Genomic DNA, 18,334 nt, shown 5'->3' with positions numbered 1-18,334 from the left:
GCGCCGATGGTACTGCAGGGGGGACCCTGTGGGAGAGTAGGACGCCGCCGAACAAGTATTGACAGGGCTGGACCCGGAACTTACGTTCCGGGTCCAGCCCTTTTTTGTTGGTGGTCACGTGGAGTTCACGTTGCGCGCCCAGCATCCAGTCATGGGTACTGCTGCACTGCTCAGGGCCGCCGGAGTCGGACGTGGTGACGAGGTCATCGTGCCGGCCTTCGGGAACGTCGAGATCGCCCAGGCCGTCACCCTGGCCGGCGGACTCCCGGTGTTCGCGGACATAGACCCCGTGACGTACTGCCTCGACCCGACCGCCGTGGACGCGGCCGTCACCCCGCGCACCGCGGCCGTCGTCGCCGTGCACCGCTTCGGACGCCCCGCTGACGTGGCACGGCTGCACGCGGTCGGTGAACGGCGCGAGCTGCTGGTGCTGCAGGAAGGCGAGTCCGAGGCGCCGTACGACGAGATAGCCCAGCGCCGGCAGCGGGCCGGCTATCTCGACGCCAGACTCAAGGGCGTCCACACCCCGGAGAGCAGCGTCGGGCACACCTACCAGCAGTACGTCGTCCGCGTCCCCGGCAACGGGCGGCCCGACCGGGACGCCTTCGCCCGGGCGATACGGGCCAGAGGCGTCGACTGCCGGGTTCCGGTCAAGACCCCCGTGCACCGGCTGCCCGAATTCCGGCACTGCGTGTCCCTGCCCGAGACCGAGCGGGCCGCCGACGAAACACTCGCGCTGCCCGTGGACGCCTCTCTGACGAAGCGGGACATGCAGCGGATCGTGGGCGCATGCAACGCACTCGGCGGGCTGCTCCGGGCGGCCGTCTGAACGAGTTTGGGAATACAACCCCGTTCGGGGTACGATCAATGCAGTTGCCGCGGGGAAATCCCGAAAGCGACCCGCCCCTATAGCTCAGTCGGCAGAGCGTCTCCATGGTAAGGAGAAGGTCAACGGTTCGATTCCGTTTGGGGGCTCGTGATGGATGAGGACCCCGCCCTTTCGGGCGGGGTCCTCATCCATATGCGGCCTGCTCACATCCCGGGCGCCCCGGGGCCGTTCATCTCAGGCCATGGGCAGACCCGGGACCCGCATCGCGAGAATCGCCATGTCGTCCGACGGGGCGTCCGAAGCGAAACGCTCCACCGCCCGCATGATGCGTGCCGCGACCGCACCCGCCGTCAGCCCCGTGCACGTCGTCAGAACATCCGCGAGGCCGTCGTCGCCCAACATGCGTGAACCTTCGCGGCGTTCGGTCACACCGTCCGTCACGCACAGCAGCACGTCGCCCGGATCGAGGGTGACCGTCTGCTCGTACAGCTCCAGATCCTCCAGCACACCCAGCAGCGGCTGCGGCTCCGCCGCGGGCTCCACCGTGCCGTCCTGGCGCAGCCGGAGCGGCAGCGGGTGCCCCGCGCACACCACCTTCAACTCCGCGCTGCCGTCCGGCCGCGGACGCATCTCGCCGTACAGCAGGGTCAGGAAGCGGCTGCGGGCTCCCTCGTCCAGGATCGCGGAGTTCAGCCGCTCCAGCACCGCCGGACCGCTCAACCCCTCCCGCGCCAGCAGGCGCAGCGCGTGCCGGGCCAGACCCGTCACCGCCGCCGCGTTGGGCCCTGTACCGCACACGTCGCCGATCGCGAAGCCGTAGGCGCCGTCACTGATCGGGAACAGGTCGTAGAAGTCGCCTCCGACCTCGTTGCCCTCGCCGGCCGCACGGTAGATGACCTCGACCTCCACGCCGTCGATCTGCGGGAGCTCCGGCGGCAGCAGGCTGCGCTGCAGGGACTGGCTGATGGCCGTACGCTCCGAGTACAGCCGGGCGTTGTCCAGGGCCAGCGCGGCACGGCGGCTCAAGTCCTCCGCCAGCTCCAGGATCTCCTGGCGGAAGTGGTCGTCGGTGGGCTTGCCCAGCGTGAGCATGCCGATGACCCGGTTCCGTGCCACCAGCGGCAGCACCACGGTCTCGCCGCCCACCGCGCCCGCCGTCGCCAGCGTCGTACCGATGCCGGAACTCAAGGGCGCCGGCTCGCCGAGACCGAGGCTCCGCATCGACGTGCGCAGCGCCGCCTGATGCGCCGCCTGCGCCGGAGCCGTCCACACCCGTGCGCCGGGAGTGGGCACCGGATCGGGCGGGGCGATCTTCGACAGCAGCGCCTTGATGCCGTCGATCAGCTCCTCGTCCTCGTGCAGCACGTACGACAGAAACGGCTCCGAGGCCGGGTCGGCGATCGTGTACACGGCACACCAGGTGGCCAGCGTCGGAACGGTCATCTGCGCCATCAGCGCCAGCGTCTGATCCCGGTCCAGGGTGCCGGCCAGCAGGTCCGAGGCCTCGACCAGGAAGCTCAGCGAGCCCCGGCGCAGCCGCTCCAGCTCCCCGAGCCGCGCCGACTCCACGGCCAGCGCGATCCGGTCGGCGGCGAACTGCAGACGCAGCGCCTCCTCGTTGGAGTAGCGGCGCGCGGCCTCGGCGGCGACACCGAGCGAGCCGGTGAGCCGGCCCTCCACCTTCAGCGGCACCGTGACGACCGAGCGCATCCCGGTGCCGTCCAGCAGCGGCACCGCGCCCGGGACCGCGGTGAGATCGTCGTGGACGGCGGGCATCCGGGCCGAGCCGTAGCGGCCGGGCCCGGCCTCCACCGGGACGCGGGCGAAGCGCTGGCGGGCCGAGGGCAGCCCGGTGGAGGCCCGCACCTCCAGCTCCGTCTCGTCGTCGGTGGCCAGCAGCAGGAACGCGGAGTCGGCGTCGAGCATGTCCCGGGCACGCTCCACCGTGCGCTGCAGCAGACCGTCGAGGTCGTCCGGGGCGGGGGAGCCGATGAACACCTCGAACGGGTCGCTGCCCTTGCCCTCGCCGGAGCCGCCGCCGTCGGTGACCCGCAGCGGGGTCTGCAGGACCGCCCGCTCGTTGTCGCGGACCAGCAGGCACACCGTGGACGGCTCGCCGCCGGTGTCGCGGACCCGCAGGTGGGAGGCGTAGACGGGCACGACACGGCCGGCCGCGTCGCGGATGCCGTAGCTGCCCTCCCAGCGCGACAGACGCAGCGCCTCCGCGACGCCGGTGCCGGTGCCCGGGGTGTGCGGCCAGGCCGTGAGGTCGGCGAGCGGCTTGCCGGTGACCTGGTCGCCGGTGTAGCCGAAGAGATCCTCGGCGTCCTCGTTCCAGGCGGTGATCGCGCCGACGCGGTCGATCTGGACGACCGCGACCCGGACCCGGCCGTCGGCGAGCGGCAGCAGGTCCGGCGGCAGGGACGGGCCCGCGGCACGCGTGCCGACCTGGCGGGCGGGCAGCTCCAGCTGGAACCAGACCTGCTTGAACGTCGGTGTGTACTCCACGCCCCAGCGGTCGGCGAGCGCCGCGCACAGCTGGAGACCGCGGCCGCCCTCGCGGTCGGGGCCGGCCAGGGTGAGCGCGGCGCCCTGGAGCGGGATCTCGCGCTCGGGGTAGCGGTCGGCGACCTCGATGCGGACCCCGTCGTCGCTGCGCAGGCACACCACGTCCGCGGAGGTGCCCGCGTGCACCACCGCGTTGGTCACCAGCTCGCTGGTGAGGACCACGGCGTCGTCGACGATGTCGCCGAAGCCCCAGCCCTGCAGGGTGTCGCGGACGAAGGAGCGGGCGGAGGCGACCGAACGCCCGACGGGCTCGAAGCTGGCAGCCGCGCGCGCGGTGATCACGGAACTCCTCGGCCGGTTGTCGGTGTGCTGGGCTGCCCGGTCCGCGGACCGCGGCGGCGCCTGGACGGGCAGCGCGCCGTCGGGCCGGGGTTCCGGGGGCTGTGCCCCCGGGATCAGTCCGGTGGTCATGTGTGCGGCCGCCCCTCCGATGCCCGCTCGTCTTCGTGCCACCGCCCTAGCCGGACGGACCGGTGCGGCTGGACAGCCGCATGCAAGGTTACTTACCTTCCCCGTCCGTGCGGATGCCGGTCGCCGGTGTTTTACGTCCGGTGGGTGTGCGCACGATGTGCGAAGCTGCCGAACTGTTATGGCCTGGTTCGGCCGGGGTGAAACACTGGGCAGGCTAGGTGTCGGAGGCCGGGCAGGTCGCGTGGTCTCCGGGAGCGGCGGGCAGCGGCCCCGGACGGGGCGCGCGCCCGGCGGCCTCCGGTGGCATACGGCACGCGTACGGCGAGCAGCAGCACCTGAGGACAGCAGTGACGGTCGACCCCTGCGGGAGGGACACAGTGGAGTCTGGCGCAGCGACGCGGGAAACACCGCGGGGTACGAAGCCGCGCGATCCACGCAAGGCGCGTGGGGGTACCACCGCGGTCGACACGGCTGCCCTGAACCGCCTGCTGACGGCGCTGGTGGCGATGCGGGACGGCAACTTCCGCCGGCGTCTGACGGTGTCCGGCGACGGCGTGATGGCGGAGATCGCGGCGGTCTTCAACGAGGTCGCCGACCGCAACATGCACCTGACCGGCGAGCTCTCGCGGGTGCGGCGCATGGTCGGACGTGAGGGAAAGCTCACGGAACGGCTGGAGGTCGGGGCGAGCGAGGGGTCGTGGGCGGCCGCCGTCGACGCCTCCAACGCACTGGTCGACGATCTCGTCTGGCCGGTCTCCGAGGTGGGCCGGGTGCTCTCCGCGGTGGCGGAGGGCGATCTGTCGCCGCGGATGGAACTGCGCACCCAGGCGCCCGACGGCAGCGGGCATCCGCTGCGCGGGGAGTTCCTGAAGGTCGGGCGGACCGTGAACAACCTCGTCGACCAGTTGTCGACGTTCACCGACGAGGTCACCCGGGTGGCCAGCGAGGTGGGCACCGAGGGCAAACTGGGCGGCCAGGCGCAGGTGCGCGGTATGTCGGGATCGTGGAAGGACCTGACGGAGTCCGTCAACACCATGGCGGACCGGCTGACCGCGCAGGTGCGGGACATCGCGCTGGTGACCACGGCGGTCGCCAAGGGCGACCTGTCCCGCAAGGTCACCGTGCACGTGGCCGGCGAGATGCTGGAGCTGAAGGAGACCGTCAACACGATGGTCGACCGGCTCTCGGCGTTCTCGTCCGAGGTGACGCGCGTCGCCCGCGAGGTCGGTACGGACGGCATCCTGGGCGGCCAGGCGCAGGTGCCGGGTGTGGACGGGGTGTGGAAGGAGCTCACCGACTCGGTCAACACCATGGCCGGCAACCTCACGGCCCAGGTGCGCGGGATCGCGGAGGTGACCACGGCGGTCGCCAACGGTGACCTGTCGCGGAAGGTGACCGTCCCGGCGCGGGGCGAGGTCGCGCAGCTCGCGGAGACGATCAACCAGATGACCGAGACGCTGCGGATCTTCGCGGACGAGGTCACCCGGGTGGCGAACGAGGTCGGTTCCGAGGGCCGGCTCGGCGGCCAGGCCAATGTGCCGGGTGCCGCGGGGACCTGGAAGGACCTCACCGACTCCGTCAACACCGTCTTCCGCAACCTGACCACCCAGGTCCGCGACATCGCCGCGGTCACGACCGCGGTGGCCAGCGGCGACCTGTCGCAGAAGGTCACGGTGGACGTGGCCGGCGAGATGCTGGAGCTGAAGAACACCGTCAACGGCATGGTGGACCAGCTGTCGGCGTTCGGCTCCGAGGTGACCCGGGTCGCGCGGGAGATCGGCGACGAGGGCGAGCTGGGCGGCCAGGCGCAGGTACCGGGGGCGGCCGGGACTTGGAAGGACCTCACCGACAGCGTCAACACGGCGTTCCGCAACCTCACCGGGCAGGTGCGGAACATCGCCCAGGTGACGACGGCGGTCGCCAACGGCGACCTGTCGCAGAAGGTCACCGTGGACGTGTCCGGCGAGATGCTCCAGCTGAAGAACACCGTGAACCGCATGGTGGAGCAGCTGTCGTCGTTCGCGGACCAGGTCACCCGGATGGCCCGGGAGGTCGGCACCGAGGGCCGGCTCGGCGGTCAGGCGCAGGTGGAGGGGGTGTCCGGCACCTGGAAGGAGCTGACCGACTCGGTCAACTCCATCACCGGCAACCTCACCGCCCAGGTCCGGCAGATCGCGCAGGTGACCACGGCGGTGGCGCGTGGCGACCTGTCGCAGAAGATCACCGTCGATGCGCGCGGCGAGATCCTGGAGCTCAAGAACACCATCAACACCATGGTCGACCAGCTCTCGGCTTTCGCCGACCAGGTGACCCGGGTGGCCCGCGAGGTGGGTACCGAGGGCCGCCTGGGCGGCCAGGCACAGGTGCCGGGCGTGGCCGGGGTGTGGCGTGACCTGACCGACTCGGTGAACGGCATGGCCGGGAACCTGACCGCGCAGGTGCGCCAGATCGCGCAGGTCGCCACCGCCGTGGCGCGCGGTGACCTGTCGCAGAAGATCACCGTCGATGCGCGCGGCGAGATCCAGGAGCTGAAGAACACCCTGAACACCATGGTCGACCAGCTGTCCTCCTTCGCGGAGGAGGTCACCAGGGTGGCCCGCGAGGTCGGTACCGAGGGCAAGCTGGGCGGTCAGGCCGAGGTGCAGGGCGTCTCCGGCACCTGGAAGGACCTGACCCAGTCGGTGAACTTCATGGCGAACAACCTCACCGTGCAGGTGCGCTCCATCGCCGACGTCACCACCGCGGTCGCCAAGGGCGACCTGTCCAAGAAGATCACTGTCGACGCCAAGGGCGAGATCCTCGAACTGGTCACGACGGTCAACACCATGGTCGACCAGCTGTCCAGCTTCGCCGAGCAGGTGACCCGGGTGGCGCGCGAGGTGGGCACCGAGGGCATCCTGGGCGGCCAGGCACACGTGCCCGGTGTCACGGGCATCTGGAAGGACCTGAGCGACAACGTCAACCTGATGGCCAAGAACCTGACCGTGCAGGTGCGCAACATCTCCCAGGTCGCCGCGGCGGTCGCCAACGGCGACCTGACGCGGACCGTGACGATCGAGGCACGGGGCGAGGTCGCGCAGCTCGCGGACACGTTCAACACCATGGTCAAGACGCTCAGCTCGTTCGCCGAGCAGGTCACCAAGGTGGCCCGCGAGGTGGGCACGGACGGCATCCTGGGCGGCCAGGCGCATGTGCCGGGCGTGGCGGGCACCTGGAAGGACCTCACCGAGTCGGTGAACCAGATGGCGTCCAACCTGACCGGTCAGGTGCGGAACATCGCGATGGTCACGACGGCCATCGCGAAGGGTGACCTGACCAAGAAGATCGACATTGACGCTCGTGGCGAGATCCTCGAACTGAAGACGACCATCAACACCATGGTCGACCAGCTGTCCAGCTTCGCCGAGGAGGTGACCCGCGTCGCCCGCGAGGTGGGCACCGAGGGCCGGCTCGGCGGTCAGGCCCGGGTGCGTGACGTCGACGGCACCTGGCGGGACCTGACGGAGTCGGTGAACGAGATGGCCGGGAACCTGACCCGGCAGGTGCGGGCCATCGCGCGCGTGGCGACCGCGGTGACGCGCGGCGACCTCAACCTGAAGATCGACGTGGACGCGTCCGGGGAGATCCAGGAACTCCAGGACTACATCAACAAGATGATCGCCAACCTGCGCGACACCACGATCGCCAACAAGGAGCAGGACTGGCTCAAGGGCAACCTCGCCCGCATCTCCGCGCTGATGCAGGGCCGCCGCGACCTCGACGACGTCGCCTCGCTGATCATGAGCGAGCTCACTCCGGTGGTGTCCGCGCAGCACGGGGCGTTCTTCCTGGCGATGCCGATGATGGACGAGCAGGACCTCGGCGCCGACAGCGGCGACGAGGAGGAGCACTACGAGCTGCGGATGCTCGGCTCGTACGGCTACTCGATGGGGTCCATGCCGACCTCCTTCCGGCCCGGTGAGGCGCTGGTGGGCACCGCGGCCCTGGAGCGGCGCACCATCCTGGTGGACCACGCGCCCAGCGGCTATCTGAAGATCTCCTCCGGGCTGGGGGAGGCCCCGCCCGCGCAGGTGATCGTGCTGCCGGTGCTGTTCGAGGGCAAGGTGCTCGGAGTGATCGAGCTGGCCTCGTTCACCCCCTTCACGCAGATCCAGAGGGACTTCCTGAACCAGATCGCGGAGATGATCGCCACGAGCGTCAACACCATCTCCGTCAACACCAAGACCGAGGTGCTGCTGAAGCAGTCGCAGGAGCTGACCGAGCAGCTGCAGGAACGGTCCGCGGAGCTGGAGAACCGGCAGAAGGCGCTGCAGGCGTCCAACGCCGAACTGGAGGAGAAGGCCGAGCTGCTGGCCCGGCAGAACCGCGACATCGAGGTGAAGAACACCGAGATCGAGGAGGCCCGCCAGGTGCTGGAGGAGCGCGCCGAGCAGCTCGCCGTCTCCATGCGCTACAAGAGCGAGTTCCTGGCCAACATGTCGCACGAACTGCGCACCCCGCTGAACTCGCTGCTGATCCTGGCCAAGCTGCTCGCCGACAACGCCGAGGGCAACCTGTCGCCGAAGCAGGTGGAGTTCGCCGAGACCATCCACGGGGCGGGCTCGGACCTGCTCCAACTGATCAACGACATCCTCGACCTGTCGAAGGTCGAGGCGGGCAAGATGGACGTCTCCCCGACGCGCATCGCGCTCGTCCAGCTCGTCGACTATGTGGAGGCCACGTTCCGGCCGCTGACCGCGGAGAAGGGGCTCGACCTCTCGGTGCGGGTCTCGCCGGAGCTGCCCGCCACGCTGCACACCGACGAGCAGCGGCTGCTGCAGGTGCTGCGCAACCTGCTGTCCAACGCGGTGAAGTTCACCGACTCCGGAGCGGTGGAGCTGGTCATCCGGCCCGCGAGCGGCGACGTGCCGGTGGCGATCCGGGAGCAGCTGCTGGAGGCGGGGTCGCTGACCGACCCGGACGCGCCGCTGATCGCGTTCTCGGTGACGGACACCGGGATCGGCATCGCGGCCAGCAAGATGCGCGTGATCTTCGAGGCGTTCAAGCAGGCGGACGGCACGACCAGCCGCAAGTACGGCGGCACCGGGCTGGGCCTGTCCATCTCCCGGGAGATCGCCCAGCTGCTGGGCGGGGAGATCCATGCCCAGAGCGAGCCCGGCCGCGGGTCCACGTTCACCCTCTACCTGCCGCTGCACCCCGGCGAGCTGCCTCCGCACGGCTACCAGCAGCCGGCCCTGCCGGCCGCGGTGGAACCGGAACTGCTGCTGCCCGAGCCCGCGATCGAGACGCCGGCGGAGGTCAAGTCGTACATCGAGACGCAGAACGGCGCCGCAGCGCTGTTCCGGCGCCGCCGCCGGGCCGCGGTCGAGGACGGGCCGGACGGGCGGGAAGGCCGGGGCGGCGGCCGCACCGAGTGGTCCGCCGACGGCCGGGAGACGTCGGCGCAGACGCGCGGCGGCATCCGGTTCGGCGGCGAGAAGGTGCTGATCGTCGACGACGACATCCGCAACGTGTTCGCGCTGACCAGCGTCCTCGAGCAGCACGGCCTGTCGGTGCTGTACGCCGAGAACGGCCGCGAGGGCATCGAGGTGCTGGAGCAGCACGACGATGTGGCGGTGGTGCTGATGGACATCATGATGCCGGAGATGGACGGCTACGCCACGACCACCGCGATCCGGCGGATGCCGCAGTTCGCCGGGCTGCCGATCGTGGCGCTGACCGCGAAGGCGATGAAGGGCGACCGGGAGAAGGCCATCGAGTCGGGTGCCTCCGACTACGTGACCAAGCCGGTCGACCCCGATCACCTGCTGTCGGTGATGGAGCAGTGGATGCGCGGAGAGTGACGGGCCGGGGCCGGGGCCGGGCTGTCTCCGGCACCGCAGGCCGGGAAGCCGCGGGTCCGGTGCCGGCCGGTGCCGGCCGGTGCGGTGGACGCGGAGGGAGCGCAGGGACACGGCGGCCGTCCGGGGTCCGGCGCTCCCGCGACGGACGGCGGCGCCCGTGGGCGCACGCGGGCTGACCGGCGACCGGAGGACCGGGGCGCCGGCCGCGGCACGGCGTCGCGCGCCCCGGGCGGCGCAGCACGGAGGCTCGCGGTTCCGGTCGGCGCGCCGCGGACCCGGCCCGGGGCCGGGGCGTCGGGGTGTCCGACGCCCTGCGGTGCCCGGCGGCGGCGCGCGCTCCGCCGGGGGCGCCGGGTGTTCACACGGAGTTGCTGTCGGAGTGTGCCCGACGCCGTGTAGAAGTACGGGATTCGGGGAACCTTCTGGTCTCGCGCGGCGTTTCTGCTACGTGCACAGTGACATCGCGGTGACAGGGTGTGGCGACGGGCGGGGTGCGGCTACCATGACCGGCACGAGGACGGGCGGCGAAAGGGAGTCGTCCCCTGGGGCGGCAGCAGCGGGAGCCGCCCCGAGTCCTGAGGACAGGGGAGGCCCCAAGCCGGGGCGAGGAGGGCGGGCCATGGTGCAGAAGGCCAAGATCCTCCTGGTCGATGACCGGCCGGAGAATCTGCTGGCGCTGGAGGCGATCCTCTCGGCGCTCGATCAGACGCTGGTTCGGGCATCGTCCGGGGAGGAAGCGCTCAAAGCGCTGCTCACGGACGACTTCGCGGTCATCCTGCTGGATGTCCAGATGCCGGGCATGGACGGCTTCGAGACGGCCGCGCACATCAAGCGCCGCGAGCGCACCCGGGACATCCCCATCATCTTCCTCACGGCGATCAACCACGGCCCCCACCACACCTTCCGCGGGTATGCGGCGGGTGCCGTCGACTACATCTCCAAGCCCTTCGACCCGTGGGTGCTGCGGGCGAAGGTGTCCGTGTTCGTCGAGCTGTACATGAAGAACTGTCAGCTGCGCGAGCAGGCGGCCCTGCTGCGGCTCCAGTTGGAGGGCGGCGGCAAGGACGACGCGGTCGGACCGGGCAAGGAACCGGCCGGTCTGCTCGCGGAGCTGTCGGCGCGGCTCGCGGCCGTCGAGGAGCAGGCGGAGGCGCTGTCCAAGCAGCTCGACGACGACGCCGCGGACGCCGCGGCGGTCGCCACGGCGGCGCACCTGGAGCGCAAACTCACCGGACTGCGCCGGGCACTGGACGCGCTGGAACCCGGAACCGGCGGCCAGCCCTCCCTCCCCTCGCAGAACTGACGCCAGCCGAGGGCCTCTTGGCCCGGCGTCAGTCCGGCGTGACCGCCCGGGCGACACGTACGGGTGAAGCAGCGGCCACACGTGTCCGCCGTCGCCTCCCCAGGTAACCTCACACCCATGGCCTCACGTCCCTCCGCAGCCAAGAAGCAGCCCGCCAAGAAGGCAGCCGCTCCCGCGAAGGCTCCGGCGAAGAAGGCCGCCGCGAAGAAGGCGCCCGCGAAGAAGGCGCCCGCCCGGAAGACCGCGGCCAAGAAGCCGGCACCCCGCCCGGCCCCCAGTCCGACCGGGGGCGTCTACCGGCTGGTGCGGGCCGTCTGGCTCGGCATCGCCCATGCCGTCGGCGCCGTGTTCCGCGGCATAGGGCAGGGCGCCAGGAACCTCGACCCGGCCCACCGCAAGGACGGCGTCGCCCTGCTGCTCCTCGGCCTGGCGCTGATCGTCGCCGCGGGCACCTGGTCCAGCCTGCGCGGGCCCGTCGGCGACCTGGTGGAGATGCTCGTCACCGGCGCGTTCGGGCGCCTGGACCTGCTGGTGCCGATCCTGCTGGCCGCGATCGCCGTGCGCCTCATCCGGCACCCGGAGCAGCCGGACGCCAACGGCAGGATCGTGATCGGGCTGTCCGCCCTGGTGATCGGCGTGCTCGGACAGGTGCACATCGCCTGCGGCTCGCCCGCCCGCGACGCCGGCATGCAGGCGATAAGAGACGCCGGCGGCCTGATCGGCTGGGCCGCGGCCACCCCGCTGATCTTCACCGTGACCGAGGTGCTCGCCGTCCCCCTGCTGGTGCTGCTGACCGTGTTCGGCCTGCTGGTGGTCACGGCGACGCCGGTCAACGCCGTCCCGCAGCGGCTGCGGCTGCTCGCCGTGAAGCTGGGCGTGCTGCACGACCCCGAGCGGGACGAGTTCGGCGAGGACGACGAGCGCTACGACGAGCAGTGGCGGGAGGCGCTGCCTCCGCGAGGGCGCCGACGCGGCCCCGCCCTCGACGTGTACGACCCCGGAGCCGCCGAGGAGGACGCGCTCGCCGGGCGCCGCGGCCGGCCCCGCCGCCCCCGTGCGCCGCAGCCCCCGGCGGACCGCCGGCCGGACGCCGTCGACCTCGCAGCGGCGGCGGCCGCGGACCTCGACGGGGCCGTCCTGCACGGCATGCCGCCCTCGCCGGTCGTCGCCGACCTCACCCAGGGCGTCAGCCCCGGCGACCGCGACACCACGCCGACGCCCGTCCCGGCCCCGGCATCCGGCTCCCGCGAGGACCGGCGCTCCGGCGGCACCGTGCCCGACCTCACCAAGGCGCCGCCCGAGCAGCACCGCGACCTGCCGCCGCGCGCCGAGCAGCTCCAGCTCTCCGGCGACATCACGTACGCGCTGCCCTCGCTGGACCTGCTCACCCGCGGCGGGCCCGGCAAGGCCCGCAGCGCCGCCAACGACGCGATCGTGACCTCGCTGACGACCGTCTTCTCCGAGTTCAAGGTCGACGCCGCCGTCACCGGCTTCACCCGCGGCCCGACGGTCACCCGCTACGAGGTCGAGCTGGGCCCGGCCGTGAAGGTCGAGCGGATCACCGCGCTCACCAAGAACATCGCGTACGCCGTGGCCAGCCCGGACGTGCGGATCATCAGCCCGATCCCCGGCAAGTCCGCGGTCGGCATCGAGATCCCCAACACCGACCGCGAGATGGTCAACCTCGGGGACGTGCTGCGGCTCGCCGAGTCCGCCGAGGACGACGACCCGATGCTGGTCGCCTTCGGCAAGGACGTCGAGGGCGGCTACGTCATGCACTCGCTGGCGAAGATGCCGCACATGCTGGTCGCCGGCGCCACCGGTTCCGGCAAGTCGTCCTGCATCAACTGCCTGATCACCTCGATCATGATGCGGGCGACCCCCGAGGACGTCCGCATGATCCTCGTCGACCCCAAGCGCGTCGAACTGACCGCCTACGAGGGCATCCCGCACCTGATCACGCCGATCATCACCAATCCCAAGCGCGCCGCCGAGGCCCTCCAGTGGGTCGTCCGCGAGATGGACCTGCGCTACGACGACCTGGCGGCGTACGGGTACCGGCACATCGACGACTTCAACAGGGCCGTGCGGGAGGGCACCGTCAAACCGCCCGAGGGCAGCGAACGGGAGCTGCAGGCCTACCCCTACCTGCTGGTCATCGTGGACGAGCTGGCCGATCTGATGATGGTGGCGCCCCGCGACGTCGAGGACGCCATCGTGCGCATCACACAGCTCGCGCGCGCCGCCGGCATCCACCTGGTGCTCGCCACCCAGCGCCCCTCGGTCGACGTCGTCACCGGCCTGATCAAGGCGAACGTCCCCTCCCGGCTCGCCTTCGCCACCTCCTCGCTCGCCGACAGCCGCGTCATCCTCGACCAGCCCGGCGCCGAGAAGCTGATCGGCAAGGGCGACGGACTGTTCCTGCCGATGGGCGCCAACAAGCCGACCCGCATGCAGGGGGCCTTCGTCACCGAGGCCGAGGTCTCCGAGGTGGTGCAGCACTGCAAGGACCAGATGGCGCCGGTCTTCCGGGACGACGTCACCGTGGGGACGAAGCAGAAGAAGGAGATCGACGAGGACATCGGCGACGACCTCGACCTGCTGTGCCAGGCGGCCGAGCTGGTGGTGTCGACGCAGTTCGGGTCGACCTCCATGCTCCAGCGCAAACTCCGGGTGGGCTTCGCCAAGGCCGGGCGGCTGATGGACCTCATGGAGTCGCGCAACATCGTCGGGCCCAGCGAGGGCTCCAAGGCCCGCGACGTCCTGGTCAAACCCGACGAGCTGGACGGGGTGCTCGCCGTCATCCGCGGCGAGACCGACGGGTAGCGGCGGCCCCGCACCCCCGCGCGGACCGGCGCACTGCGTCGGCTGCGGGGCGTCGCCGGCGCGGTCGCAGCGGCAGGGCCGGGGGGCCCGCCCCGTGCAGGGTGTACGCGGGTGTTCCGGCGAGGCGACGAGGTGTCGCGCCCGACGGTCCGTGCGCCCGCCCGGAGCACTGTGCGGCCCCGCGGGCAGTACGGACGGTCCCTGGCCCGAGGCAGGCACACATCCGCGCGGGCGGGGTATGCGACACGGCAGTTGTGCGATCGTGACTCACCCGTAAGGGATCGGTGAGCAACCGTTTCCCTTCGGCCTACGTCAAGTTGAGGGAAGCGACAATGAGGTACCCCACCATCGGCATGACCGGCCATTCCGATGGCGTACAGATTCCCACCGCCCGGTTGCCCCACCCCGTTCGCACCCCCCTAGACTGAACCTCCAGCACAGGCGGCTACACGCTCGAAAGGCGCCCCCGTGTCCATCGGCAACTCCCCTGAAGACGAGCGTCCGTTCGAAGACGTTTCCGAGGAAGCCCGCCCCTCCGTCGGCCATGCCCTGCGCGAGGCCCGCCTCGCGGCCGGGATGACCGTCGACGACGTCAGTACCGCCACCCGGGTCCGCATCGCGATCGTGCAGGCGATCGAGGCGGACGACTTCTCGCCCTGCGGCGGCGACGTGTACGCCCGGGGTCACATCAAGACCCTGGCCCGGGCCGTCCACCTCGACCCGGCGCAGCTGCTCGCCCGGTACGACGCGGACCACGGCGGCAGCCCCGCCCCGACCCCCGCCGCACCGCTGTTCGAAGCCGAGCGCATCCGGCCCGAGCGGCGGGGCCCCAACTGGACCGCGGCGATGGTCGCCGCCATCGTCGCGGTGATCGGCTTCGTCGGTTTCACCGCGGTGAAGGGCGGCGACTCCGACCCCGGCACCGGCGACAACGTGGCCGAGGACGCCACGCCCAGCGTCAGCAGGAGCGCCTCGCCCTCGGCCGACAAGAAGCCGGCCGCGCCCAAGTCCGACCCCAGCGAGAGCGCCATCGCCGCCGCCCCCCAGGACAAGGTGACCGTCCAGGTCAGCGCCACCGACGGACGCAGCTGGATCTCGGCCAAGGACCACAACGGCCGGCTGCTGTTCGACGGCCTGCTGAAGCAGGGTGAGTCCAAGACCTTCCAGGACAGCTCCAAGATCAACCTGGTGCTCGGCGACGCCGGGGCCATCCAGCTCTACGTCAACGGCAAGAAGATCGACGACGACTTCCAGCCCGGTGCCGTGGAGCGGCTCACGTACACCAAGGGCGACCCGCAGGTCGGGTGACCCCTGCTCGTCCGGGAGTGCACCGGGGGCGGTCGGCGGCGCGCCGGTCGCCCCCGGTGGTGTGTCCGGGGGTTCGGGCCTGCGGCCCGGCGGCCGTCCGGGGAGCCTCCGACGACGGCGCCGGGTCGTCGCCCGGGCAGCGCCGCGGTCGCCCCGGCCGGGGGCCGTCCGCCTCGACAGGGGGCCGGTCCGGCGGGTCGGAGCCGGCGGCCCGCAGGCAGGGCGGCGCACCGCACGGCGGGGCGGCCCGCGCGGACCGCCCCGCGGGGCGGCGGGGCGCGGGGGCCCGCGCGGAGCGGCCGGGACCGTGCCCACCGGTCGGATCCGGACCGGGGCGGTCAGGACCGGCCAACCCCGTCGACGTGGGGTGCCGGCGGGACGAAGTAGTCTTGAGCCCATGCCTGAACGCCGTACCGTCGCACTCGTCACACTTGGCTGCGCCCGCAACGAGGTGGACTCGGAGGAGCTCGCGGGCCGTCTGGAGGCGGACGGCTGGCAGCTCGTGGAGGACGCCGCGGACGCGGACGTCGCCGTGGTCAACACCTGCGGGTTCGTCGACGCCGCCAAGAAGGACTCCGTCGACGCCCTGCTGGAGGCCAACGACCTCAAGGACCACGGCCGCACCCAGGCCGTCGTCGCGGTCGGCTGCATGGCCGAGCGATACGGCAAGGACCTCGCCGAAGCCCTCCCCGAGGCGGACGGCGTGCTCGGCTTCGACGACTACGCGGACATCTCCGGCCGCCTCCAGACCATCCTGTCCGGCGGCATCCACGCCTCCCACACCCCGCGTGACCGGCGCAAGCTGCTGCCCGTCAGCCCCGCCGAGCGGCAGACGGCGACCGAGGTGGCGCTGCCCGGCCACGGAGCGCCCGCCGACCTGCCCACGGGCCTGGCTCCGCGGTCCGGCCCCCGCGCGCCCCTGCGCCGCCGCCTGGACGGCGCCCCGGTCGCCTCGGTCAAGCTGGCCTCGGGCTGCGACCGGCGCTGCTCCTTCTGCGCCATCCCCTCCTTCCGGGGCTCCTTCATCTCGCGTCGCCCCTCCGACGTCCTGGGCGAGACGCGGTGGCTGGCCGAGCAGGGTGTCAAGGAGATCATGCTGGTCTCCGAGAACAACACCTCCTACGGCAAGGACCTGGGCGACATCCGGCTGCTGGAGTCGCTGCTGCCCGAGCTCGCCGCGGTCGACGGCATCGAGCGGGTGCGGGTGAGCTACCTCCAGCCCGCCGAGATGCGGCCCGGCCTGATCGACGTGCTCACGGAGACGCCCGGGGTCGCGCCCTACTTCGACCTGTCCTTCCAGCACTCCGCGCCCGGCGTGCTGCGCGCGATGCGCCGCTTCGGCGACACCGACCGCTTCCTGGAACTGCTCGACACCATCCGGAGCAGGGCCCCCGAGGCGGGCGTGCGATCCAACTTCATCGTCGGCTTCCCCGGCGAGACCGAGGCCGACCTGGCCGAGCTGGAGCGTTTCCTCAACGGCGCGCGCCTGGACGCCATCGGGGTCTTCGGCTACTCCGACGAGGAGGGCACCGAGGCCGCGACGTACGACGGCAAGCTCGACGAGGACGTGGTCGCCGAGCGCCTCGCTCACCTCTCCCGGCTTGCCGAGGAACTCGTCTCGCAGCGCGCCGAGGAGCGGGTCGGCGAAACCCTGCGCGTCCTGGTGGAGTCGGTGGACGGCGAGGAGGGCGTGTACGGCCGCGCCGCCCACCAGGCGCCCGAGACGGACGGCCAGGTGCTGCTCACCGGCGGCGAGGGACTCGGCGTGGGCCGTATCGTCGAGGCGAAGGCGGTCGGTACCGAAGGCGTCGACCTGGTGGCCGAGCCGCTGCCCGGCACGCGCGCGTGGAGCGAGGAGGCGGGCACATGACCGGAGTCCCGGCGTCCGCAGCGGGCGGCTCCTCCTCCCGCGGGGTGACCCCGGCCGGCTCCGGCCCGGCTGCACGCCCCGGCCCCGGCGCCGACTCCGGGCTCGCGCACGACGCCCCCGACGACGCCGCGGACGGCGCGGTGCGGACCCCGCGCGGCGGCAAGCTCGCGGCGGCAGCCGTCAACCAGGCCAGCGTCTGGAACATCGCCAACCTGCTGACGATGCTGCGGCTGATGCTCGTCCCCGCGTTCGTCGCGCTGATGCTGGCGGACGGCGGCTACGACCCGGCCTGGCGCTCGTTCGCCTGGGCGGCCTTCGCCATCGCCATGATCACCGATCTCTTCGACGGTCATCTGGCGCGCACCTACGACCTGGTCACCGACTTCGGGAAGATCGCCGACCCCATCGCCGACAAAGCGATCATGGGGGCGGCGCTGATCTGTCTGTCCTGGCTGGACGACCTGCCCTGGTGGGTGACCGGCGTGATCCTCGGCCGGGAACTCGGGATCACGCTCCTGCGTTTCGTCGTCATCCGCTACGGCGTCATCCCCGCCAGCCGCGGGGGCAAGCTCAAGACCCTCACCCAGGGCGTCGCCGTCGGGATGTACATCCTGGCACTGACCGGGTGGCTCGCCACCCTGCGGTGGTGGGTGATGGCCGCGGCCGTCGTGCTCACCGTCGTGACCGGCCTGGACTACGTGAGACAGGCCATAGTGCTGCGCAGACAGGGAATGGCCGAACGCGAGCGGACGCCGGAGGAGACGGAAGCGTGAGTTCCACCGCCGCCGACGTGCTGCGACTACTGAAGGTGAAGGGCGAGACCGTGGCCGTCGCCGAGTCGCTGACCGGCGGATTGGTGGCCTCCGAGCTGACGTCCGTCGCCGGGGCCTCCCAGGCCTTCCGCGGCTCCGTGACCGCCTACGCCACGGACCTGAAGCACACCCTGCTCGGTGTCGACGCCGTACTCCTGGCGGAGCGCGGAGCGGTGGACCCGCAGGTCGCGGCCGAGATGGCGGCGGGCGTGCGCAGGGCGCTGGGGGCCGACTGGGGACTCGCCACGACCGGGGTCGCCGGACCCGAGCCCCAGGACGGCCGGCCGGTCGGCACCGTCTTCGTCGCGGTGGACGGGCCCCGGGCGCCGCACTCCGGTTCTGCCGGTGGCGGAAAAGTGGCGGCTCTGCGGTTGAACGGCGACCGTGCGGAAATCCGTAGGGAGAGTGTACGGAGCGTACTCGCCCTGCTCCTGAGGGAGCTCACGGGCGAACAGACCGGGAATGAGCGGACACAGGATACGGAACAGAACGGGGGGTTTTGATGTTTGCAGCCCTGAGTGAACACGACATCGCTCCCCGCACGGCCGCGGCACGAGGCGGTAC

9 protein-coding genes and 1 tRNA gene are annotated in these 18,334 nt (G+C 71.7%); 9 read left to right on the top strand and 1 reads right to left on the bottom strand.

Annotated elements, in window-relative coordinates; all coding sequences use genetic code 11:
• Nucleotides 1-151 precede the first annotated feature (151 nt).
• Nucleotides 152-829: a DegT/DnrJ/EryC1/StrS family aminotransferase gene (locus tag AC5K6T_RS31695; protein WP_493214478.1), complete on the top strand. Its 678-nt coding sequence runs from the start codon at nt 152-154 to the stop codon at nt 827-829.
• A 73-nt stretch (nt 830-902) separates the two neighbouring features.
• A tRNA-Thr gene (locus AC5K6T_RS31690) sits at nt 903-975 on the top strand.
• 88 nt (nt 976-1,063) lie between these two features.
• Here the strand turns inward: AC5K6T_RS31690 and AC5K6T_RS31685 are convergent.
• Entirely contained in the window at nt 1,064-3,808 is a 2,745-nt protein-coding gene (locus AC5K6T_RS31685; protein ID WP_493214477.1) for a SpoIIE family protein phosphatase, read from the bottom strand.
• Between the two features lie 377 nt (nt 3,809-4,185).
• On the opposite strand from AC5K6T_RS31685, the gene AC5K6T_RS31680 reads away from it, so the two are divergent.
• The 7 genes from AC5K6T_RS31680 (at nt 4,186) to AC5K6T_RS31650 (ending at nt 18,273) form a co-directional block, all read left to right on the top strand.
• Entirely contained in the window at nt 4,186-9,651 is a 5,466-nt protein-coding gene (locus AC5K6T_RS31680; protein ID WP_493214476.1) for a HAMP domain-containing protein, read from the top strand.
• Between the two features lie 619 nt (nt 9,652-10,270).
• Nucleotides 10,271-10,954, top strand: coding sequence for a response regulator (locus tag AC5K6T_RS31675; protein ID WP_493214475.1), 684 nt, complete (start codon nt 10,271-10,273; stop codon nt 10,952-10,954).
• A gap of 117 nt (nt 10,955-11,071) precedes the next feature.
• A complete protein-coding gene (locus AC5K6T_RS31670; RefSeq protein ID WP_493214474.1) occupies nt 11,072-13,780 on the top strand; it encodes a DNA translocase FtsK in 2,709 nt (902 codons plus the stop codon).
• Between the two features lie 468 nt (nt 13,781-14,248).
• The gene (locus tag AC5K6T_RS31665; RefSeq protein WP_493214473.1) at nt 14,249-15,088 is read left to right on the top strand and encodes a helix-turn-helix domain-containing protein; all 840 of its coding nucleotides are present in this window, start codon (nt 14,249-14,251) and stop codon (nt 15,086-15,088) included.
• A gap of 397 nt (nt 15,089-15,485) precedes the next feature.
• Nucleotides 15,486-16,958, top strand: a complete 1,473-nt coding sequence (gene rimO, locus AC5K6T_RS31660) for a 30S ribosomal protein S12 methylthiotransferase RimO (RefSeq protein ID WP_493214472.1) — start codon at nt 15,486-15,488, stop codon at nt 16,956-16,958.
• On the top strand, nt 16,955-17,731 hold the full coding sequence (gene pgsA / locus AC5K6T_RS31655; RefSeq protein WP_493214471.1) for a CDP-diacylglycerol--glycerol-3-phosphate 3-phosphatidyltransferase: 777 nt from the start codon (nt 16,955-16,957) through the stop codon (nt 17,729-17,731). The genes rimO and pgsA overlap by 4 nt, the downstream gene beginning before the upstream one ends.
• Nucleotides 17,728-18,273, top strand: coding sequence for a CinA family protein (locus AC5K6T_RS31650; RefSeq protein ID WP_493214470.1), 546 nt, complete (start codon nt 17,728-17,730; stop codon nt 18,271-18,273). Before pgsA ends, AC5K6T_RS31650 begins: the two co-directional genes overlap by 4 nt.
• Nucleotides 18,274-18,334: the final 61 nt, after the last annotated feature.

This window comes from Streptomyces sp. B8-7 (assembly GCF_058833805.1).
The sequence above is the reverse complement of the archived record's forward strand: the minus strand, read 5'-3'. Positions and strand labels throughout refer to the sequence as shown.